This window comes from Pseudomonas sp. ABa2 (assembly GCF_056676075.1).
In genome coordinates, this window is the sequence record NZ_CM155239.1 from 416505 (window position 1) to 435550 (window position 19046).

Sequence of the window (19046 nt, forward strand, 5' to 3'; positions counted from 1 at the left end):
CTCAGGTCTTCAGGCGTTCGCCCAGCAGGGTGGCGAGCTTGGCGGTGAGGCCGTAGATCGACAGCTGCGGGTTGGCGCCGATGCTGGTGGGGAACAGCGAGCCGTCGTGAATCGACAGGTTGGCCAGCTGGTGATGCCGGCCCAGGCTGTCGACCACCGCCTGCCGCGGGTCTTCGCCCATGGCGCAGCCTCCCATCACGTGGGCGCTGCCCAGGCGGGTGCGGTACAGCGCCAGGTCGAGGTGCTCGATCAGGTCCTTGGCTTGCTTCCACGTCTTCACGTAACTGGCGTCGGCGTGCATCGGCATCACCGCGCGGGCGCCGGCGGCGAACTGGATTTCGGCCATGCTCAGGAAGGCGCGGCGCACGCCGTCCCAGCTGTAGTCGGTCATCCGGTAGTCGAGCACCGGGCTGCCGTCGCCGCGCAGCTCCACCCGGCCCTCGGCGCTGTCTTCGTGGAAGCCGTCGCGCAGCAGGGCGAGCATCACGTTGGTGTGCGGCAACTGCTCCATGCGCAGGGCGTTCTCGCGGCCGAAGTCGCCGAGCAATGTGGCGGTCAGCGCCGGCTGCAGCGGCGGCACCTCCAGCTTGTAGGAGAGGCGTCCGGCGGTGCCGTCGTCCCACTGGAAGTGGTCGGAGTAGAGCGACTGCGGCGCGCCGTAGAAGGGATTGATGACCTGCTCGAACTGCGCGGCGGAGAAATTGACCAGGTGCAGGTAGGTGCGTCGGCCGACGCGCTGGTGCGGGTCGGGCGCCGCCGAGCGCAGCAGGATGCCCGGTGTGTTGATGCCGCCGCCGGCCAGCACGTAGTGCCGCGCCCTGACCCGGATGCGCTTGCCGTTGGGCGCCACGCAGCGCGGGTCCATGCCCAGGCAGTCGAGGCCGACCACCTGGTCGCCTTCGATCAGCAGCTTGTCGGCGCGCGCCAGGTAGAGCAACTCGCCACCGGCCTCGAGGGTGGCGGGGATGGTGGTGACCAGCATCGACTGCTTGGCGTTGGTCGGACAGCCCATGCCGCAGTAGCCGAGGTTCCAGCAGCCGCGCACGTTGCGCGGGATCGCCGCCCAGTGGTAACCGAGCTTGTCGCAGCCGGCGCGGATCACCTCGTTGTTGGCGTTCGGCGGTACCGCCCAGGGGGCTACGCCCAGGCGCCGTTCCATCTGCTCGAACCAGGGCGCCATGGATGCTGCGTCGTGGCCCTGCACGCCGTGCACCTCGGCCCAGTGGGCCAAGGTCTGCGGCGGGGTGCGAAAGCTGCTGGTCCAGTTGACCAGGGTGGTGCCGCCGACGGCGCGACCCTGGAGGATGGTGATGGCGCCGTCCTTGCTCATGCGGCCGATGCCTTCCTGGTACAGCGACGGGTAGGCCTCGGCCTCCTGCATCCTGAAGTCGTCGCTGGTCTTCAGCGGGCCTTCCTCGATCAGCAGCACCTTGTAGCCGGCGGCGCTGAGGATCTCCGCGGTGGTGCCGCCACCGGCGCCGCTGCCGACGATGGCGACTTCGGCTTCCAGGCTCAGGTCGTTTTCCAGGCGCGAGCCGTCGTATGTCTTCCAGCCCTTGGCCAGGCCTTGCTTGAACAAATCGGGTACAGGCATTTCAGGCTCTCTTCTTGTAATTCACACAGGCCGTAGCGTGTCGCGAGGCCGCCTAGGCTGTGCGCACCGAGGTACCCGCGTCGCTTTCATGGTGCGCGCGGCGCACCCTACGACATCCGCGACAGGTCGTTAGACCTTAGGCGGCCCCGGGTAGCCGCAATGGGCCCAGGACTCCGGCCGGCTGTACCAGGCCATCATCACCAGCTGCAGCAGCGAGGCGTGGCCCATGCGCAGCAGGCTCAGGCTGCTGTTCTGCCAGCGGATGAGGAACTGCCGCACGTCATCGCCACTGGCGTTGTCCCAGCTGCCCCAGACCCCGGTCAGCGGGCCGCGGGTGACGGGCAGGGCCAGCACGTCGAACAGCTGCACCGTGAGTTTGAGCATTTCCGGCGACAGGTGCGCCAGGCTGTTGTCGAGGCTCTTGAGCGTGCCGTCGACGGCCTGCGGCATCTGCCCGGTATTGACGGCGCCATCGAGCATCACCGGGATCAGCGCGCGCAGAAAGGGCATATCGCTGCTGCGCAGGATCAGGTAGCCGCTGGCCGGCGTGCTGGCCGAGCAGCCGCTCAGGCTGGCGGTCAGCCCGACGGTGCCGAGCAGCGCCGTGCCCAGCAGGCCGATCTTGAGCAGGCTGCGCCGCGACAGTTGCGGCGCGTTCAGGGTGGTGTCGTTCATTGTTGTTGTCACCAGGCTTGGAACGGGCGTTGCCCGCGTGGATCAGCGTAGGAACAGCTTGTAGACCAGCTTCTGGATCGCCTTGCCGTAGGGCGGGTAGATCAGCCGCGCGGCATTGAAGCGCTGCTTGATAAATACGCCCTTGGCCTTGCTGAAGGTCAGGAAACCCTCGTGGCCGTGGTAATGGCCCATGCCGGAGGGGCCGATGCCGCCGAACGGCATGTCGTCCTGGGCCACGTGCAGCAGGGTGTCGTTCAGGCACACGCCGCCTGAGTGGGTCTCGTGCAGCACGCGCTGCTGCTCGCGCCTGTCGTAGCCGAAGTAGTACAGCGCCAGCGGCCGTGGCCTTGCGTTGACGTAGGCGAAGGCGTCTTCCAGGCGGTCGTAGGGCACCACCGGCAGCAGCGGGCCGAAGATCTCGTCCTGCATCAACTTCATCTCGTCGTTGACGTCCAGCACCAGGCTCTGCGGCAGGCGCCGGCCCTGCGCTTCGTGGTAGAGCGCAACGATGCGCGCGCCCTTGGCCTCGGCGTCCTGCAGGTAGCCGTTGAGGCGGGCCAGCTGGCGCTCGTTGATGATCGCGGTGTAGTCGGGGTTGTCCTTGAGCGCCGGGTAGAAACGCTGCACCACCTCGCGGTAGGCGGCGACAAAGCCCTCCACCCGATCCCTCGGCACCAGCACATAGTCCGGTGCCACGCAGGTCTGCCCGGCGTTGAGGGTCTTGCCGAAGGCGATGCGCTCGGCGGCGTCCGCCAGCGGCACGTCGGCCGAAACGATGGCCGGCGACTTGCCGCCCAACTCCAGGGTCACCGGGGTGAGGTTCTCGGCGGCGGCGCGCATCACGTGCCGGCCGATGCTGGTGGCGCCGGTGAACAGCAGGTGGTCGAACGACAGCTTGGAGAAGGCCATGCCAACTTCCGCCTCGCCCAGGGCGACGCTGACCAGATCCTCGGGGAAGATGCGCGCCAGCAGGTCCTTGACCAGCTGCGAGGTGGCCGGGGTGGATTCGCTCATCTTGATCATCACCCGGTTGCCGGCCGCCAGCGCGCCAACCAGCGGGCCGATGGCGAGAAACAGCGGGTAGTTCCACGGCACTATGACGCCGACCACGCCCAGCGGCTGGTAGACGACCTTGGCCGCGGCGGGCATGAACTGCAGGCCGACGCTGCGCCGCGACGGCTTCATCCACTGCTTGATGCGTTTGCTCGCGTAGTGGATGCCATGCAGGCTGGGCATCAGCTCGGCGAGCAGGGTTTCGTCGGCCGAACGGTTGCTGAAGTCCTCGGAGATCGCCGCCACCAGTGCGTCCTGCTGCTGGGTCAGCAGCTCGCGCAGGGATTTCAGCCACTGCATGCGTTGCTCGGCCGATGGCATGGAGTTGGCGGCGAAGGCGGCGCGTTGCAGGGCGAAGGTGCGTTCCAGCTGGTTGATCTGCTGTTGGCTGTGCTGCAGGTAGGCGATGTCGGCGACCATGGGGTTTCTCCTCGACGGTCCAGCTGGGCGATGCGCGACGGGGCGCGTGGGCTTGCTGGATTTTTAGAGCAATTGCTCTAATGTGTCAAATAGCATGGCGCGCCAAGGGCGTTGCCGCAGCCTAACCAAAGGTCAGCGGTGCGCCGATCGAGGGCTGGGGGTAACACCCAGGGCGTTTCTGCCTGTACCTTTGCCGCTTTCCCACCACGAGACCGAGCCGCGCCATGGCGCCACCCAAGACCCGCGAGCGCATCGTTCAAGCCAGCCTGGAGCTGTTCAACAGCCAGGGCGAACGCAGCGTCACCACCAACCATATCGCCGCGCACCTGGGGATTTCGCCGGGCAACCTGTACTACCACTTCCGCAACAAGCAGGCGATCATCGCCGAGCTGTTCGCCCAGTACGAGGCGCAGGTCGACGGCTTCCTGCGCCGGCCCGAGGGCCGCGCGCTGACGGTGGAAGACAAGACCTTCTACCTGGAGGCGCTGCTGGCGGCGATGTGGCACTACCGCTTCCTGCACCGCGACCTCGAACACCTGCTGGAGGCCGACGCCGAGCTGGCCGCGCGCTACCGCGCCTTCGCTCGCCGCTGCCTGGTGGGCGCCCAGGCGATCTACCAGGGTTTCGTCGAGGCGGGCATCCTGCTGATGAGCCCGGCGCAGATCGAGGCGCTGACGCTCAACAGCTGGATCATCATGACCTCCTGGGTGCGCTTTCTCTGCACCGCCGGCGCCAGCCCGGACAACCTCAGCCAGGACATGCTGCGCCGCGGTATCTACCAGGTGCTGGCGCTGGAGGGCGGCTATATCGCTCCCGCCGCGCGCGAGGCGGTCGAAGCCCTGTACGGCCGCCTGCATGTGCCGCTGGAGCAGGTGTTGGGGTGATCGGCTGGCGCCGTGACGCCCCCCTTAGCCCGGACTGCATCCGGGCTACGGCAGGTCAGGCGCCCAGTGCTGCCAACCACTCGGGAATCCGCCGTTCCAGGTAATACCCGGGCCGGCGCGGGCTGCCGTCGACGAAGCCGACATGGCCGCCGCGGGCGTGCAGTTCGAACTCGGTGCCGGGCGCCAGTTCGCCGGCCTCCGGCAGGCTGTGGCGGAAGATGAAGGGATCGTCCTCGGCCTGGATGATCAGCGTCCGCGTGCGGATCGCGCCGAGGTAGAAACGGCTGGAGGCGCGCCGGTAGTAGTCCTGGGCGTCGGCATAGCCGTGCAGCGGGGCGGTGACGCGCCCGTCGAAGTCCCAGAAGGTGCGCATGCCGTGCAGCGGCCCGAGGCGTTCCAGCACCGACAGGCGTTCGCCCTGGCCCTGGGCGGCGAACAGACGCTGCTTGTTGCTGACGTAGGCGACCATCTCGCGCATGAAGTGCGCCTGGTAGACCCGCGAGAAGCCCAGACCGATGCGGTCGGCGCACTGATCCAGGCGAAACGGCACCGACACCGCCACCGCGCCCAGCACCTGGCTCTGCGCGCCGCTCTCGCCGAGGTACTTGAGCAGCACGTTGCCGCCCAGCGAATAGCCCACCGCATAGAGCGGCGCCATCGGCCGCTGCGCGCGCAGATGGGCCACGGCAGCGGCCAGGTCCTCGCTGGCGCCGGAATGGTAGCCGCGCGGCAGCAGGTTGGGCTCGCCGGAGCAGCCGCGCCAGTTCAGCGCCACGCTGGCCCAGCCGCGCGCGGCCAGCGCCTGCTGCAGGCCGAGCACGTAGAGCGAACTGGAGCTGCCGGTCAGCCCGTGCAGCACCAGCACCAACGGCGTGCGGGCCTCGTGTGGGCCGTGCCAGTCGAGATCGAGAAAATCGCCGTCGTCCAGCCACAGCCGCTCGCGCCTGCGCTCCAGGTGTGGCGGCTTGCGGCACAGCGGGTTCCACAGGGTCTGCAGATGCGGGCCGGGGAGCCACCAGGCGGGTTGAAAGCTGTTGGTCATGGCGAGGACGAAAGGTGAGCAGGGCTTCAGGCTAGAGGCTTTGCCGGTAAAACAGAAGCCTCGGCGGGCCATCCAAGGGCTGCATCCAGGCTACGCAGGTTCCAGCTTTGTAGGGTAGGCATGCCAAGGGCTTGTCCACCACATCGATGTCTACCCTACGCGGGCGCAGTGCTGCGCTGCCACAGCGCGTAATGCACCTGGCCGGTGTGCTTCTCGCGGTGCAGGCGCCAGTTGCCGGGCAGGCCGAGGGTCGAGGGTGCCGTTTCGCTTTCGGTGTAGACCCAGGCGTCGTCGGCCAGCCAGCCCTGGGTTTCCAGCAGCTTGCAGGCATTCTGCAGCAGGTCCTGGTGGAACGGCGGGTCGAGCAGGACGATATCGAAACGCCGCGGCGCCGGGCGGGCCAGCAGTTGCAGGGCGTCGCCCTGCTGGATCTCGCCATCCCTGCACTGCAGCGTCGCCAGATGGCCGCGCAACGCCGCCACCGAGGCCGGGTTGAGGTCGCAGGCCAGGCCGCTGGCGGCGCCGCGCGACAGCGCCTCAAGCAGCAGTGCGCCGCTGCCGGCGAAGGGATCGAGCACATGGGCGCCCTCGACATAGGGCGCCAGCCAGTTGAACAGGGTTTCGCGCACCCGGTCCGGCGTCGGGCGCAGGCCCGGGCCGTCGGGGAAGGCGAAGCGCCGCGAGCGCCACTGGCCGCCGATGATGCGCAGCTGGCCCTGGCCGCCGTGGGGCTTGGCGGCCGGCTTGGGCGGAGTGCGGCCGCGCATCAGTGCGGCACCGCGCTGGGCAGCTCGGCCGGCTTGTCGCTGGGCGGCGGCAGTTCCTGCTGGGTCACGGTCGGGCCGGCTGTGACCACCAACAGCGCCTCGGGGTCGAGGTGCTTGGCCATGGCCGCTTTCACCTGTTCGACGCTCAGCGCCTGGACGTCGCGCATAAAGTCGTCCAGGTAGCTCAACGGCAGGTCGTAGAAGCCCATGCTGGCCAACTGGCCGACGATATCGGCGTTGCTCGCGGTCGACAGCGGGAAGCTGCCGGCCAGCTCGCGCTTGGCGTTATCCAGTTCTTCCTGGGTCGGGCCGCTCTGCAGGTAGTCGGCGAGCAGCTGCTTGACCAGCTTGAGGGTGCCCTCGCTCAGCTCGGCGCGAGTCTGCAGGTTGATCATGAACGGGCCGCGCGCCTGCATGGCGCTGAAGCCGGAGTAGACGCCGTAGGTCAGCCCGCGCTTCTCGCGCACCTCGCTCATCAGGCGGGTGCCGAAGCCGCCGCCGCCGAAGATCTGGTTGCCCAGGTAGAGCGCGGCGTAGTCCGGATCGCGGCGGTCGATGCCGAGCTGGGCGATCATCAGGTGGGTCTGGTTGGAGGGGAACTCGATATGGCTGGGGCCGGGCGCCGGCGGCTGCGGCTGGGCGATGCGCGGCAGCGCCGGGCCCTGCGGCAGGGCGGCGGAGACCTGCGCGGCGATGGCCTCGGCCTGCTCGCGCGACAGGTCGCCGACCAGGGCGATCACCGCGTTGCCGGCGGCATAGGCGCGGGCGTGGAAGGCGGCGAGCTGCTCGCGCTCGATCGCCGGGATGGACTCGGCGTTGCCGTCGCTCGGGTGGGCATAGGGGTGGTCGCCGTACAGGCGCTGGAACAGCTCCAGGCTGGCCAGCTTGCCGGGGTTCTGCTTCTGGAACTCGAAGCCGGCCAGCAGCTGGTTCTTGATCCGCGCCAGGGCCTCTTCGGGGAAGGTCGGCTGGCCGAGCACCTCGGCGAACAGCGCCAGCGCCGGTTCGCGCTGCTCTTTCGCGCTCAGGCTGCGCAGGCTGGCCACCGCCATGTCGCGGTAGGCGCCGTTGCCGAACTCGGCGCCGAGGCCCTCGAAGCCGGCGGCGATGGCGCCGACGTCCTTGCCCGGCACGCCCTCGTTGAGCATGGCGTTGGTCAGGGTGGCCAGGCCGGGCACGCCGTCGTCTTGGCTGCTGCCGGCGGCGAAGGTCAGGCGCAGGTCGAACATCGGCAGCTCGCGCGCTTCGACGAACAGCACCTTGGCGCCCTGTTCGGTGTGCCAGGTCTGGATATCCAGGCTGCGTCGGGTCGGCGCCTGGCCGTTCAGCTCGGCGAGCGATTCCAGCTTGGCCGGCGCCTCGGTGTTGTTGGCGGTCGCCTTGGCCTCATCGGGTTGGCGGTCGCAGCCGCTCAGGGCCAGGGTGGTGCTCAGGACCAGGCCGAGCAGGGCGATACGCAGGTGCTCAGTCTTCATGGCGAGACTCCTCATGACGAGCGTCCTCGGGCAATACATGGGCGACGCTCAGGCGGTCGCGGACGAAGAAGGTGCGGGCGGCCTGCTGGATGTCCTCGGGGGTGACGGCTTCCAGCTCGGCCAACTCCTGGTCGATCAGCTGCCAGGACAGGCCGACGGTCTCCAGCTGGCCGATGCTGGTGGCCTGGCTGGTGATGGAGTCGCGCTCGTAGACCAGCCCGGCGATCACCTGGGCGCGCACGCGGGCCAGCTCCTCGGCGGATGGCGGGCTGTTCTTCAGCTCCTCCAGCTCGCGCCACAGCCCGGCCTCGGTCTCGGCCAGGCTGCGCTGTTTCTGCACATTGGGCGTGGCACTGAGGACGAACAGGCTGTCGCCGCGGGCGAAGGCGTTGTACCAGGCGCTGGCGCCGGAAACCAGTTCCTCGCCACGCTCCAGGCGGCTGGACAGCCGCGCGCTGTAGCCGCCGTCGAGCAGGGCCGCGGCCAGGCGCAGGGCGTAGGCCTGACGGGGCGTCTCGGCGGTGGCCAGGCCGGGCACGTTGAAACCCATCAGCAGGCTCGGCAGCTGAGTCTTCAGATGCAGCGTGGTGCGCCGCTCGCCGGCAGCCGGCAGTTCCAGCGGCAGCTTGGCGCTGGGCACCGCGCGGCGCTCGATGGCGCCGAAATAGCGTTCGGCGAGAATCTTCACCTCGGCGGCGCTGACGTCGCCGACCACCACCAGGGTGGCGTTGTTCGGCGCGTACCACTGTCGATACCAGGCGCGCAGCTCGTCGATGTGCATGCGCTCGAGGTCGGCCATCCAGCCGATGGTGGGGATGCTGTAGCCGCTGGCCGGATAGGCCATGGCCTTGAAGCGCTCAAAAGCCAGCGAGGAGGGACGGTCGTCGGTGCGCAGGCGGCGCTCCTCCTTGATCACCTCGATCTCCTTGGCGAACTCCGCGGCCGGAAGCTGCAGGCTGGCCAGGCGGTCGGCCTCCAGCTCCAGGGCGACGCCCAGGCGGTCGCGCGCCAGCACCTGGTAGTAGGCGGTGTAGTCGTCGCTGGTGAAGGCGTTCTCCTCGGCGCCCAGTTCGCGCAGGATGCGCGAGGCTTCGCCGGGGCCGAGCTTGCGGCTGCCCTTGAACATCATGTGCTCGAGGGCGTGGGACAGACCGGTGGAGCCGGCCGTCTCGTAGCTGGAGCCGACCTTGTACCAGAGCTGGCTGACCACCACCGGGGCGCGGTGATCCTCGCGGACTATGACCTTGAGGCCGTTGTCCAGGCTGAATTCGTGGGTCGGTTGCGGGGCGGCGGCCAGCGCCGTCAGGGGCACGCAGAGGGCGCCGAACAGCAGGCCGAGGGAGCGGCGGGCAATGGCATTCATCGAGAGTCTGACCTGTCGGATGGCCTGGGCGGTCGTACCGCCGGCGGGCGAAGAGGTGCTAGGATACCCCATCCTTTTCCGGGGCGGCGCAGCCGGGCGTATCAGGCTGTAAGCGACCGCCCCCTTGAGATGCAAGCGACCCATGTTTGGTTCCAATGACGACAAGAAGTCGCCGGCCGCGGTCGGCGCGCAGACCCCGCCTGTGACCGAAGAAAAGAAATCCCTGTTCGGCTGGCTGCGCAAGAAGCCGGCCGAGTCCGCCGCGCCCGCTGCCGAGGCGCCCTCGAGCGCGCCGGACGCGGTGCCGGCGCCGAGCATCGAGTCGCTCGCCATCGAACCGCAGGCCCCCGCCCAGCCGGCGGCCGAGCCCGCGCCACTGCCGGTCGCCGAAGCGCAGCCGCAAGCGCCGGCCGAACCGGTGCCTGTCGAAACTGCGCCCAGCCTGCCTGCGCAGCCCGCCGCCATCGACGAAGCGGCGGCCGGCGCAGCCCCTGCGCCGCGCGCCGACGACAAGCCCGGCTTCTTCTCGCGCCTGCTCGGCGGCGACAACGCCCCCGTGCCGCCGGCTGCCGAGGCACCCGTCGCCCCTGAGCCCGTGGCCGCGCCCGTCGTTCCGCCCAGCGAGACGGCGGTCGCCGCCCCGCTGCCGGCGACTCAGGACAAACCCAGCTTCTTCGCCCGCCTCAAGCAGGGCCTGAGCAAGACCAGCGCCAGCCTCGGCGAGGGCATGGCCAGCCTGTTCCTCGGCAAGAAGGCCATCGACGACGAGCTGCTCGACGAGCTGGAAACCCGCCTGCTCACCGCCGACGTCGGCGTCGAGGCCACCACCGCGATCATCGGCAACCTGACCCGCCGCGTGGCGCGCAAGGAGCTGGCGGACAGCGGCGCGCTGTATAAGGCGCTGCAGGAGGAGCTGGTCGGCCTGCTCAAGCCGGTCGAACAGCCGCTGGTGATCGACGCCGGCAAGCAGCCCTACGTGATCCTGGTGGTCGGGGTGAACGGTGTGGGCAAGACCACCACCATCGGCAAGCTGGCCAAGAAGCTGCAACTGGAAGGCAAGAAGGTCATGCTCGCCGCCGGCGACACCTTCCGCGCCGCCGCGGTGGAGCAGCTGCAGGTCTGGGGCGAGCGCAACCAGATCGCGGTGATCGCCCAGCACACCGGCGCCGACTCGGCCTCGGTGATCTTCGATGCGGTGCAGGCGGCCAAGTCGCGCGGCATCGACGTGCTGATCGCCGACACCGCCGGGCGCCTGCACACCAAGGACAACCTGATGGAAGAGCTGAAGAAGGTCCGTCGGGTGATCGGCAAGCTGGACGACACGGCGCCGCACGAAGTGCTGCTGGTGCTCGACGCCGGCACCGGGCAGAACGCCATCAACCAGGCCAAGCAGTTCGATCAGACGGTGAGCCTCAGCGGCCTGGCGCTGACCAAGCTGGACGGCACCGCCAAGGGCGGGGTGATCTTCGCCCTGGCCAAGCAGTTCGGCCTGCCGATCCGCTATATCGGCGTCGGCGAGGGCATCGACGACCTGCGGCCGTTCCAGGCGCAGGCCTTCGTCCAGGCACTTTTCGAGGAGCGCGAGCAGGGATGATCCGATTCGAGCAGGTCGCCAAGCGTTATGCCAATGGCCATGTCGGGCTGCACGAGCTGAGTTTTCGCGTTCGCCCCGGCGAATTTCTCTTCGTCACCGGCCACTCCGGCGCCGGCAAGAGCACCTTGCTGCGCCTGCTGCTGGCGATGGAGCGGCCGACCAGCGGCAAGCTGATGCTGGCCGGGCATGACCTCTCCACCATCACCAATGCGCAGATTCCCTTCCTGCGTCGGCAGATCGGCGTGGTGTTCCAGAATCACCAGCTGCTGTTCGACCGCACGGTGTACGACAACGTCGCCCTGCCGCTGCAGATCCTCGGCCTGGCCAAGCCGGAGATCGCCAAACGGGTCGGCGCCGCGCTGGAGCGGGTCAGCCTCAGCGACAAGGCCGCGCAGGCGCCCGGGGATCTGTCCACCGGCCAGCAGCAGCGCGTCGGCATCGCCCGCGCCATCGTCCACCGCCCGGCCCTGCTGTTGGCGGACGAACCCACCGGCAACCTCGACCCGCGCCTGGCCGCGGAGATCATGGGGGTGTTCGAGGACATCAACCGGCTTGGCACCACCGTATTGATCGCCAGTCACGACCTGGCGCTGATCGCGCGCATGCGCAACCGCATGCTCACCCTGCAACGCGGTCGCCTGATCGGCGACGGGGAGGCTGCCTGATGAGCGCGTCGAAGATGCCGCCACCGCAGCCGGCCGAACGGGTCGGCGCGGCACCACGCAACAAGGTCAGCGACCAGCTGCCGGAAGACGGCCCGGATTTTCGCACCCTGCTGCATGCCTGGCTGGAAAGCCACCGCGCCAGCCTGGTCGACAGCCTGCGCCGGCTGGCCCGCCAGCCCATCGGCAGCTTCTTCACCTGCCTGGTGATGGCCGTGGCGCTGAGCCTGCCCATGGGCCTGGCGCTGCTGCTGGACAACGTCGAGAAGCTCGGCGGCTCCTGGCAGCGCGCGGCGCAGATTTCCCTGTTCCTCGAACTGGAGGCCGGCGAGCGCGAGGGCCAGGCCCTGCGCGAGCAGATCGCGGCGATGGACGACGTCGCCGAGGTCGAGTGGATCAGCCGCGAGCAGGCGCTGGAGGAGTTCCAGCAGCTGTCCGGGCTGGGCGAGGCGCTCAAGGAGCTGCCGCAGAACCCGCTGCCGGGAGTGATCCTGGTGACCCCGGTGGAGGTCGACAAGGCCAAGCTGGAGGCCCTGCGCCTGCGCCTGGCCGAGTTGCCGCGGGTGCAGCAGGCGCAGCTCGACCTGGTCTGGGTCGAGCGCCTGACGGCCATCCTCAAGCTCGGCGACCGTTTCGTCTTCGGCCTCAGCCTGCTGCTGATCCTCGCCCTGCTGTTGGTGATCGGCAACACCATCCGCTTGCATATCGAGAACCGCCGCGCCGAGATCGAGGTGATCAAGCTGGTCGGCGGCACCGACGGCTACGTGCGCCGGCCCTTCCTTTATATGGGCGCGCTGTACGGCATCGGCGCCGGCGTATTCGCCTGGCTGCTGCTGGCTTTCGGCCTGGATTGGCTGAACGATGCGGTGGTACGGTTGGCCGGCTTGTACGGCAGCGATTTCGCCCTCGGCGGGGTGCCCTCGTCCGATGGTCTGTCCCTGCTGCTCGGCGCCGTGCTATTGGGCTATATTGGCGCCTGGCTGGCCGTGGCGCGTCATCTCAACGAATTGGCGCCACGGTGATAAGTCATTGTTTTAATTGATATTGACTATCTGTAACGGAACTTATCCACAGGATCCGCGTCAGATGGCGCAGTGCTAAACTGCACGAGTTTCGTGAATCGGAGGATTCGAATGTCCACTTCCTTGCAACCTGTTCATGCTCTGGTTCCAGGCGCCAACCTGGAGGCTTACGTGCATGCGGTCAACAGCATCCCGCTGCTGACGCCGGAGCAGGAGCGCGAGCTGGCCGAGAGTCTCTACTACCAGCAGGATCTCGAGGCCGCCCGGCAGATGGTGCTGGCCCACCTGCGTTTCGTCGTACATATCGCCCGCAGCTACGCCGGCTACGGCCTGGCCCAGGCCGACCTGATCCAGGAAGGCAACGTCGGCCTGATGAAGGCGGTCAAGCGCTTCAACCCGGAAATGGGCGTGCGCCTGGTGTCCTTCGCCGTGCACTGGATCCGCGCCGAGATCCACGAGTTCATCCTGAAGAACTGGCGCATCGTCAAGGTCGCCACCACCAAGGCGCAGCGCAAGCTGTTCTTCAACCTGCGCAGCCAGAAGAAGCGTCTGGCCTGGCTGAACAACGACGAAGTCACCGCCGTGGCCAAGAGCCTGGGCGTCGAGCCGCACGAAGTGCGCGAGATGGAAAGTCGCCTGACCGGCCAGGACATGGCCTTCGACCCGGCCGCCGACGCCGACGACGACAGCGCCTTCCAGTCGCCTGCGCATTATCTGGAAGACCACCGCTACGACCCGGCCCGCCAGCTGGAGGACGCCGACTGGAGCGACAGCTCCAGCAGCAACCTGCATGAGGCCCTGGAAAGCCTCGACGAGCGCAGCCGCGACATCCTCTACCAGCGCTGGCTGGCCGAGGAGAAGGCGACCCTGCACGACCTGGCCGCCAAGTACAACGTCTCGGCCGAGCGTATCCGTCAGCTCGAGAAGAACGCCATGAACAAGCTCAAGGGCTCCATCGCCGCTTGAGTCATGCGCGCGAATCAAGCCGCACCCGGGTGCGGCTTTTTTCTGTCCGGAGAAAATGCCTGTGAACAGACCGCCGTTGAAAGCGCAGCACTGGCTGCTGTTCGGCCTCGTCGCCGCGCTGTTCTTCGCCTGGGGCGCCTGGCTGATGCGCAGCGGCGAGGTGACGCCGGTGGCCGATCTGCCGCGGTGGCGCGACGCGCTGCTGCAGCCGTTGGCAGAAGAGCGCCTGGCGCTGCGCGAGGTGCAGGCGCTGGCGCCTGGCGAGCTCTGGCTGCAGCCGCGTCTGGATGGCGCGCGGGTACTGCACCGGGCGGAGCTGGCGGGTGCCGAGGGCGGCTGGGCGCTGGAGGCCGAGCTGGCCCTGAGCGAGGCCCAGGGCGACAGCCTGCTGGCCGCCCAGGGCTTGCGCGCCGGCGATGCCGAGCAGTTGCTGGGCGCGGCGCTGGCCGAGCAGATGGCGGGGTTTGCCGTACGCGCGGTGAGTCTCGAACCGCCGGCCGCTCTGGCCGCCGAGCGCGTGGCGGCGACGCTGGGTCAGCCGCGGCTGAGTCTGGAACTGGCCGCGGGGCAGGCCTGGGTCTATCCACAATGGGGGCTGACGGTGCATCTGCAGGGCGATGAGGTCGAACTGCTGCATGCCGTGCCCAAGCGCGCGTTCGCGCCTCGCCCCTAGGCTGTCGCGCACCGATTAAAGCGGCGTCACCCGGCGCATGCTACAGCCATTTCGGCCACCAGCTGGGCCTGACCGGCTTGAGCTGGTTGAGGTAGTGCCCGCCACCCAGTTGCGTCATCTGCTGGCGAATCCAGGCGGCGCGGCGGGCGACATAGCGATCCGGGCGGCCGGCGCTCCAGCGCAGCGGGTTGGGCAGCACCGCCGCCAGCTGGCTGGCCTGCTGGCGATCCAGATAGGGCGCGCCGATGCCGAAGTGATGCTGCGCGGCCGCCTCGGCGCCGAAGATGCCGTCGCCCCATTCGACGCTGTTGAGGTAGACCTCGAGGATGCGCTCCTTCGACCAGAGCAGCTCGATCAGCGCGGTGAACCAGGCCTCCAGGCCCTTGCGCAGCCAGCTGCGGCCGGACCAGAGGAACAGGTTCTTGGCCACCTGCTGGCTGAGGGTGCTGGCGCCGCGCAGCGAGCCGCCGCTCTGGTTGTGCGCCAGCGCGGCCTGGATGGCGCCGAGGTCGAAGCCCCAGTGTTCGGCGAATTTCTGGTCTTCGGCGGCGATCACCGCCATCTTCAGGTGATCCGGCAGCTGGTTCCAGGGCCGCCACTGGCGCTTGAGCTCCAGCGGTTGTTGCGTGCCCCAGGACGCGAGCTTGCGCTCGAGCATCAGCGCCGTACCGGGCGGCGGCAGCCAGCGCAGGGCGAGCACCAGCAGCGCGCTGGCCAGCATCAGCCAGAGCACGAGTTTCAGCAGGCGGCGGGTCAGGGTGCGGAGCATCGGAGTCCGGGGTGAGCGAGAAAGGCGCTATTAAAACAAAAAAATGCCGGGAGCAATTTTTGACGTTGCCTGCGGCGGCCCGCAGGGTTGCGGCCAGGGATGGCAGGCAACAAGAACGACGCGATTCTCGCAGAGTCTTCAGCAGTTGAAGCCCCGGCGGCGGTGGGTGCGACACTGACAATCCCTGGGCAGGTCGGTTCAACGGTTAAACTGCGTTGATTTTCCACTGCGCCCTGGAGGGTATATGGCTCGTCTCTGGTTGTTGCTATCGGCCTTCGCCGGCTTTACCGGCGTCGCCCTCGGCGCCTTCGCCGCCCACGGCCTCAAGGCGCGCCTGAGTCCGGAGCATCTGGCGGTATTCCAGACCGGCAGCCACTACCAGCTGATCCATGCCCTGGCCCTGTTCGGCGTCGGCCTGCTGGCGCTGCAGGCACCGGGGCGCCTGGTCAACCTGGCCGGCGGCGCCTTTGCCCTGGGTATCCTGCTGTTCTCCGGCAGCCTCTATCTGCTGACCCTGAGCGGCATCGGTAAGCTGGGCATCGTCACCCCCTTCGGCGGTGTCGCCTTTCTGCTGGGCTGGCTGTGCCTGGGCCTGGCGGCCTGGAAATTGACCTGACTCGGGCGTCAGATTTGAGGACGAATGGCGCCTTTTAGCCTTGGTCGCGGCTGGCTATCGGGCTAGAATGCCGGCCCTCTTCCTAGTTGTGACCGAGCCGTCATGCGCATTCAGTTGAATGGTGAACCCTTCGAGCTGCCCGACAACCAGAGCGTCGCGGACCTGCTGGCCCGTCTCGACCTGGCCGGGCGCCGCGTGGCGGTCGAGCTCAATCTGGACATAGTTCCACGCAGCCAGCACGACAGCACCCGGCTCGCCGAGGGCGACCAGGTGGAAGTGGTGCACGCCATCGGCGGCGGTTGATCCCCTTGAGGAGTTTCTCCATGAGCCAAGTTCGCAGCGACAAGCCCTTCACCCTGGCCGGCCGCACCTACCAGTCGCGTCTGCTGGTCGGCACCGGCAAGTACAAGGATATGGACGAGACCCGCGACGCCATCGCCGCCTCCGGCGCCGAGATCGTCACCGTGGCGGTGCGCCGCACCAATATCGGCCAGAATCCGGGCGAGCCGAATCTGCTCGACGTGATCAGCCCCGACCAGTACACCATCCTGCCCAACACCGCCGGCTGCTTTGATGCCGCCGACGCCGTGCGCACCTGCCGCCTGGCGCGCGAGCTGCTCGACGGCCACAAGCTGGTCAAGCTGGAAGTGCTGGCCGACCAGAAGACCCTGTTCCCCAACGTGATCGAGACCCTCAAGGCCGCCGAGATTCTGGTCAAGGACGGTTTCGACGTGATGGTCTACACCAGCGACGACCCGATCATCGCCCGTCAGCTGGCGGACATGGGCTGCGTCGCGGTGATGCCGCTGGCCGGCCTGATCGGCTCGGGCCTGGGCATCTGCAACCCCTACAACCTGCGCATCATCCTCGAAGAGGCCAAGGTGCCGGTGCTGGTCGACGCCGGCGTGGGCACCGCCTCCGACGCCACCATCGCCATGGAGCTGGGCTGCGAGGCGGTGCTGATGAACAGCGCCATCGCCCATGCCGACAACCCCGTGCTCATGGCCCAGGCCATGAAGTACGCGGTGGAAGCCGGGCGCCTGGCCTATCTGGCCGGGCGCATGCCGAAGAAACTCTATGCCAGCGCGTCGTCGCCGCTGGATGGCCTGATCAAATAACGAGTTCCGCATGACTGACACGCAACAGCCCGAAACAACCGAAGACGGTCGCCGGCTCCGCACCATCAAGAGCTTCGTGATGCGCGCCGGGCGCATGACCGAGGGCCAGCAGCGCGGCCTGGACAAGGGCTGGCCGCTGTTCGGCCTGGAGCTGGAAGACGGCCTGCGCGATTTCGACCAGCTGTTCGGGCGCCGCGCGCCGCGCACCTTCGAGATCGGCTTCGGCATGGGCCATTCCACCCTGGAGATGGCCGCCGCCGCGCCGGAGCAGGACTTCATCGGCGTCGAGGTGCACAAGCCCGGCGTCGGCGCCCTGCTCAACGGGGTGATGGCGCAGAACCTGAGCAACGTCCGGGTGTACAGCTGCGATGCCCTGGAAGTGCTGCGCCAGTGCGTGGCCGATGCCAGCCTGGATCGCGTGCTGCTGTTCTTCCCCGATCCCTGGCACAAGGCCCGGCACCACAAGCGGCGCATCGTTCAGCCGGCCTTCGCCGAGCTGGTGCGCAGCAAGCTGAAGATCGGCGGCGTGCTGCACATGGCCACCGACTGGCAGAACTACGCCGAGCATATGCTCGAGGTGATGAACGCCGCGCCGGGCTACCGCAACCTGGCCACCGACGGCAGCTACGTGCCGCGCCCCGAGGAGCGCCCGGTAACCAAGTTCGAGCGCCGCGGCGAACGCCTCGGTCATGGCGTATGGGACCTCAAGTTCCAGCGCCAGGAGTGATCACCGCTGCACATCCCCACCGCTTCGCCAAAAATGGCAGGACGCCTAAGCAGATCGGGATAACCCGACGGCCAGGACGGCACCTCACCGCAGACACAACAAAACGATAAGCGTGGCCGCGGGCTGCGCGGATAACAGCGACGCCGCTGCCGCGGCGCCGTGAGGAGAGCATTGTGTTGAGATCGGTTTCCATTCTGCTGCTGAGCGCCCTGGCCCTGCAGGCCCAGGCCAAGGTCGATGCCAGCCAGGCCGCGCGCCTGGGCCAGGAGCTGACACCGCTGGGCGGCGAACGCGCCGGCAATGCCGCCGGCACCATTCCCGCCTGGAGCGGCGGCCTGGCTACGCCGCCGGCCAATTACCAGCCGGGCATGCACCACCCCGATCCCTATGTCGCCGACGCCGTGCAGTATCGGGTCGACGCCGGCAACCTGGCGCAGCATGAACAACAGCTGCCGCTGGGGCTCAAGGCCCTGCTGCAACAGAACCCCGGCTACTATCTGCGGGTGTTCCCCACCCGGCGCAGCGCCGCGGCGCCGCAGCGCATCTACGATGCCACCCGCTTCAACGCGCTCAACGCCGAGCTGATCTCCGGCGGCAACGGCGTGCAGGGCGCCGCCTCCGGCGTGCCCTTCCCGTTGCCGCAGAACGGCCAGGAAGCGATCTGGAACCACATCATGCGCTACCGTGGCGACCAGATCAGCATGGCCACCAACCAGGCCGCGGTGCTCAGCAACGGCAGCTACAACCTGCTCAAGCTCGAGCGCGACATCTATTTCCTCTACGGTCGCGACGGCGTCGCGCCGCAGGACCTGGACAACACCCTGTTCTACTACAAGTACAAGGTGGTGGCGCCGGCCAAGCTGGCCGGTTCGGCCCTGGTGGTGCAGGAGACCCTCGACCAGATCCTCGCCATCCGCAAGGCCTGGCGCTTCAACCGCGGCGAGCGCCGCGTGCGGCGCCTGCCGATGCTGGCCTACGACACCCTGCAGCCGGACACCAACGGCATGGCCACCGCCGACCAGGTCGACGCCTACAACGGCGCGCCGGATCGCTACGAGTGGCAGCTGCTGGGCAAGCGCGAGATGCTGGTGCCCTACAACAGTTACGCCGTGCACCAGAAGGGCATCGCCTACGGCGATATCCTCCAGGCCAAGCACGTCAATCCCGAGCTGCTGCGCTACGAGCTGCACCGCGTCTGGGTGGTCGAAGCGGACCTGCGCACCGGTTTCAGCCATCCCTATGCCAAGCGCCGCTTCTACCTGGACGAGGACAGCTGGCAGATCCTCGCCGTCGACCTGTACGACAGGCACGGCGAACTGATCGGCCTGCAGGAGGCCCACCCGATCAGCTACTACGAGGTGCCGATGTTCGGCTCGACCCTGGAGACCATCTACGACTTCAAGGGCAGCCGCTACTTCGCCGACGGCCTGGACAACAACGAGAAGATGTACGACTTCGACGCCAAGCTGACCCCGCGCGACTTCACCCCGCAGGCGCTGCGCCGCGAAGGCAACTGAGGCGCGCGGCCGCAGGCCGCATGTTCGAGCGAAACGCCGCGACGCCTTTACCGGGTCGCGGCGTTTTTATGGCGGTGTTGGGCCTGGTTGGCGCCGTTACTCGGTATGC

Annotated in this window: 19 protein-coding genes; 11 read left to right on the forward strand and 8 right to left on the reverse strand. The window is 68.2% G+C overall.

Going from position 1 to position 19046, the window contains the following annotated elements:
- Position 1: 1 nt before the first annotated feature.
- From AC1G9C_RS02030 to AC1G9C_RS02040, 3 genes are all read right to left on the reverse strand, one after another.
- Positions 2–1594: a GMC family oxidoreductase gene (locus tag AC1G9C_RS02030; RefSeq protein WP_480409310.1), complete on the reverse strand. Its 1593-nt coding sequence runs from the start codon at positions 1592–1594 to the stop codon at positions 2–4.
- A 129-nt stretch (positions 1595–1723) separates the two neighbouring features.
- Positions 1724–2269, reverse strand: a complete 546-nt coding sequence (locus tag AC1G9C_RS02035) for a twin-arginine translocation pathway signal protein (protein ID WP_480409311.1) — start codon at positions 2267–2269, stop codon at positions 1724–1726.
- Positions 2270–2311: 42 nt separating this feature from the next.
- Complete coding sequence (locus AC1G9C_RS02040) at positions 2312–3742, reverse strand: coniferyl aldehyde dehydrogenase (protein ID WP_480409312.1); 1431 nt, start codon at positions 3740–3742, stop codon at positions 2312–2314.
- A gap of 224 nt (positions 3743–3966) precedes the next feature.
- Here AC1G9C_RS02040 and AC1G9C_RS02045 point away from each other — a divergent pair, with 224 nt between their 5' ends.
- The gene (locus tag AC1G9C_RS02045; RefSeq protein ID WP_122109646.1) at positions 3967–4626 is read left to right on the forward strand and encodes a TetR/AcrR family transcriptional regulator; all 660 of its coding nucleotides are present in this window, start codon (positions 3967–3969) and stop codon (positions 4624–4626) included.
- 55 nt (positions 4627–4681) lie between these two features.
- On the opposite strand, the gene AC1G9C_RS02050 is transcribed toward AC1G9C_RS02045, so the two are convergent.
- The 4 genes from AC1G9C_RS02050 to AC1G9C_RS02065 all read right to left on the reverse strand — a co-directional run bounded on the left by AC1G9C_RS02050 (position 4682) and on the right by AC1G9C_RS02065 (position 9273).
- Positions 4682–5668 (reverse strand): hydrolase, encoded by a 987-nt coding sequence (locus tag AC1G9C_RS02050; protein ID WP_122109645.1) that lies wholly within the window; start codon positions 5666–5668, stop codon positions 4682–4684.
- Positions 5669–5823: 155 nt separating this feature from the next.
- Positions 5824–6435, reverse strand: a complete 612-nt coding sequence (gene rsmD, locus AC1G9C_RS02055) for a 16S rRNA (guanine(966)-N(2))-methyltransferase RsmD (protein ID WP_480409313.1) — start codon at positions 6433–6435, stop codon at positions 5824–5826.
- On the reverse strand, positions 6435–7910 hold the full coding sequence (locus tag AC1G9C_RS02060) for a M16 family metallopeptidase (protein ID WP_480409314.1): 1476 nt from the start codon (positions 7908–7910) through the stop codon (positions 6435–6437). The genes rsmD and AC1G9C_RS02060 overlap by 1 nt, the downstream gene beginning before the upstream one ends.
- Positions 7900–9273, reverse strand: coding sequence for a M16 family metallopeptidase (locus tag AC1G9C_RS02065; RefSeq protein WP_480409315.1), 1374 nt, complete (start codon positions 9271–9273; stop codon positions 7900–7902). The genes AC1G9C_RS02060 and AC1G9C_RS02065 overlap by 11 nt, the downstream gene beginning before the upstream one ends.
- Before the next feature lie 142 nt (positions 9274–9415).
- Here AC1G9C_RS02065 and ftsY point away from each other — a divergent pair, with 142 nt between their 5' ends.
- From ftsY to AC1G9C_RS02090, 5 genes are all read left to right on the forward strand, one after another.
- Entirely contained in the window at positions 9416–10867 is a 1452-nt protein-coding gene (gene ftsY, locus AC1G9C_RS02070; RefSeq protein ID WP_480409316.1) for a signal recognition particle-docking protein FtsY, read from the forward strand.
- Positions 10864–11532 carry a cell division ATP-binding protein FtsE gene (ftsE, locus tag AC1G9C_RS02075; RefSeq protein WP_480409317.1) on the forward strand — a complete coding sequence of 223 codons (669 nt, stop codon included), beginning with the start codon at positions 10864–10866 and terminating at the stop codon, positions 11530–11532. The genes ftsY and ftsE overlap by 4 nt, the downstream gene beginning before the upstream one ends.
- Positions 11532–12551 (forward strand): permease-like cell division protein FtsX, encoded by a 1020-nt coding sequence (gene ftsX, locus AC1G9C_RS02080; RefSeq protein WP_021444352.1) that lies wholly within the window; start codon positions 11532–11534, stop codon positions 12549–12551. Before ftsE ends, ftsX begins: the two co-directional genes overlap by 1 nt.
- A gap of 111 nt (positions 12552–12662) precedes the next feature.
- Positions 12663–13517 carry an RNA polymerase sigma factor RpoH gene (gene rpoH, locus AC1G9C_RS02085; RefSeq protein ID WP_031303194.1) on the forward strand — a complete coding sequence of 285 codons (855 nt, stop codon included), beginning with the start codon at positions 12663–12665 and terminating at the stop codon, positions 13515–13517.
- A gap of 61 nt (positions 13518–13578) precedes the next feature.
- Complete coding sequence (locus tag AC1G9C_RS02090) at positions 13579–14190, forward strand: hypothetical protein (RefSeq protein ID WP_480409318.1); 612 nt, start codon at positions 13579–13581, stop codon at positions 14188–14190.
- A 40-nt stretch (positions 14191–14230) separates the two neighbouring features.
- On the opposite strand, the gene mtgA is transcribed toward AC1G9C_RS02090, so the two are convergent.
- Positions 14231–14959, reverse strand: a complete 729-nt coding sequence (mtgA, locus tag AC1G9C_RS02095; RefSeq protein ID WP_480409319.1) for a monofunctional biosynthetic peptidoglycan transglycosylase — start codon at positions 14957–14959, stop codon at positions 14231–14233.
- Between the two features lie 244 nt (positions 14960–15203).
- On the opposite strand from mtgA, the gene AC1G9C_RS02100 reads away from it, so the two are divergent.
- The 5 genes from AC1G9C_RS02100 (at position 15204) to AC1G9C_RS02120 (ending at position 18937) form a co-directional block, all read left to right on the forward strand.
- On the forward strand, positions 15204–15575 hold the full coding sequence (locus AC1G9C_RS02100) for a DUF423 domain-containing protein (protein WP_021442001.1): 372 nt from the start codon (positions 15204–15206) through the stop codon (positions 15573–15575).
- A gap of 102 nt (positions 15576–15677) precedes the next feature.
- Positions 15678–15878: a sulfur carrier protein ThiS gene (gene thiS, locus AC1G9C_RS02105; RefSeq protein ID WP_021442002.1), complete on the forward strand. Its 201-nt coding sequence runs from the start codon at positions 15678–15680 to the stop codon at positions 15876–15878.
- 20 nt (positions 15879–15898) lie between these two features.
- Complete coding sequence (locus tag AC1G9C_RS02110) at positions 15899–16693, forward strand: thiazole synthase (RefSeq protein ID WP_021442003.1); 795 nt, start codon at positions 15899–15901, stop codon at positions 16691–16693.
- Positions 16694–16703: 10 nt separating this feature from the next.
- The gene (trmB, locus tag AC1G9C_RS02115; protein WP_480409320.1) at positions 16704–17420 is read left to right on the forward strand and encodes a tRNA (guanosine(46)-N7)-methyltransferase TrmB; all 717 of its coding nucleotides are present in this window, start codon (positions 16704–16706) and stop codon (positions 17418–17420) included.
- A gap of 173 nt (positions 17421–17593) precedes the next feature.
- Positions 17594–18937, forward strand: coding sequence for a DUF1329 domain-containing protein (locus AC1G9C_RS02120; protein ID WP_480409321.1), 1344 nt, complete (start codon positions 17594–17596; stop codon positions 18935–18937).
- The last annotated feature ends 109 nt before the right edge of the window (positions 18938–19046 follow it).

Coding starts and splice junctions, on each gene's coding strand:
- rpoH (WP_031303194.1), top strand. CDS start 12,663: ATGTCCACTTCCTTGCAACCTGTTCATGCTCTGGTTCCAGGCGCCAAC.
- AC1G9C_RS02110 (WP_021442003.1), top strand. CDS start 15,899: ATGAGCCAAGTTCGCAGCGACAAGCCCTTCACCCTGGCCGGCCGCACC.
- AC1G9C_RS02100 (WP_021442001.1), top strand. CDS start 15,204: ATGGCTCGTCTCTGGTTGTTGCTATCGGCCTTCGCCGGCTTTACCGGC.
- mtgA (WP_480409319.1), bottom strand. CDS start 14,959: ATGCTCCGCACCCTGACCCGCCGCCTGCTGAAACTCGTGCTCTGGCTG.
- AC1G9C_RS02045 (WP_122109646.1), top strand. CDS start 3,967: ATGGCGCCACCCAAGACCCGCGAGCGCATCGTTCAAGCCAGCCTGGAG.
- AC1G9C_RS02035 (WP_480409311.1), bottom strand. CDS start 2,269: ATGAACGACACCACCCTGAACGCGCCGCAACTGTCGCGGCGCAGCCTG.
- AC1G9C_RS02060 (WP_480409314.1), bottom strand. CDS start 7,910: ATGAAGACTGAGCACCTGCGTATCGCCCTGCTCGGCCTGGTCCTGAGC.
- ftsE (WP_480409317.1), top strand. CDS start 10,864: ATGATCCGATTCGAGCAGGTCGCCAAGCGTTATGCCAATGGCCATGTC.
- thiS (WP_021442002.1), top strand. CDS start 15,678: ATGCGCATTCAGTTGAATGGTGAACCCTTCGAGCTGCCCGACAACCAG.
- rsmD (WP_480409313.1), bottom strand. CDS start 6,435: ATGCGCGGCCGCACTCCGCCCAAGCCGGCCGCCAAGCCCCACGGCGGC.
- AC1G9C_RS02040 (WP_480409312.1), bottom strand. CDS start 3,742: ATGGTCGCCGACATCGCCTACCTGCAGCACAGCCAACAGCAGATCAAC.
- trmB (WP_480409320.1), top strand. CDS start 16,704: ATGACTGACACGCAACAGCCCGAAACAACCGAAGACGGTCGCCGGCTC.
- AC1G9C_RS02065 (WP_480409315.1), bottom strand. CDS start 9,273: ATGAATGCCATTGCCCGCCGCTCCCTCGGCCTGCTGTTCGGCGCCCTC.
- ftsX (WP_021444352.1), top strand. CDS start 11,532: ATGAGCGCGTCGAAGATGCCGCCACCGCAGCCGGCCGAACGGGTCGGC.
- ftsY (WP_480409316.1), top strand. CDS start 9,416: ATGTTTGGTTCCAATGACGACAAGAAGTCGCCGGCCGCGGTCGGCGCG.
- AC1G9C_RS02030 (WP_480409310.1), bottom strand. CDS start 1,594: ATGCCTGTACCCGATTTGTTCAAGCAAGGCCTGGCCAAGGGCTGGAAG.
- AC1G9C_RS02050 (WP_122109645.1), bottom strand. CDS start 5,668: ATGACCAACAGCTTTCAACCCGCCTGGTGGCTCCCCGGCCCGCATCTG.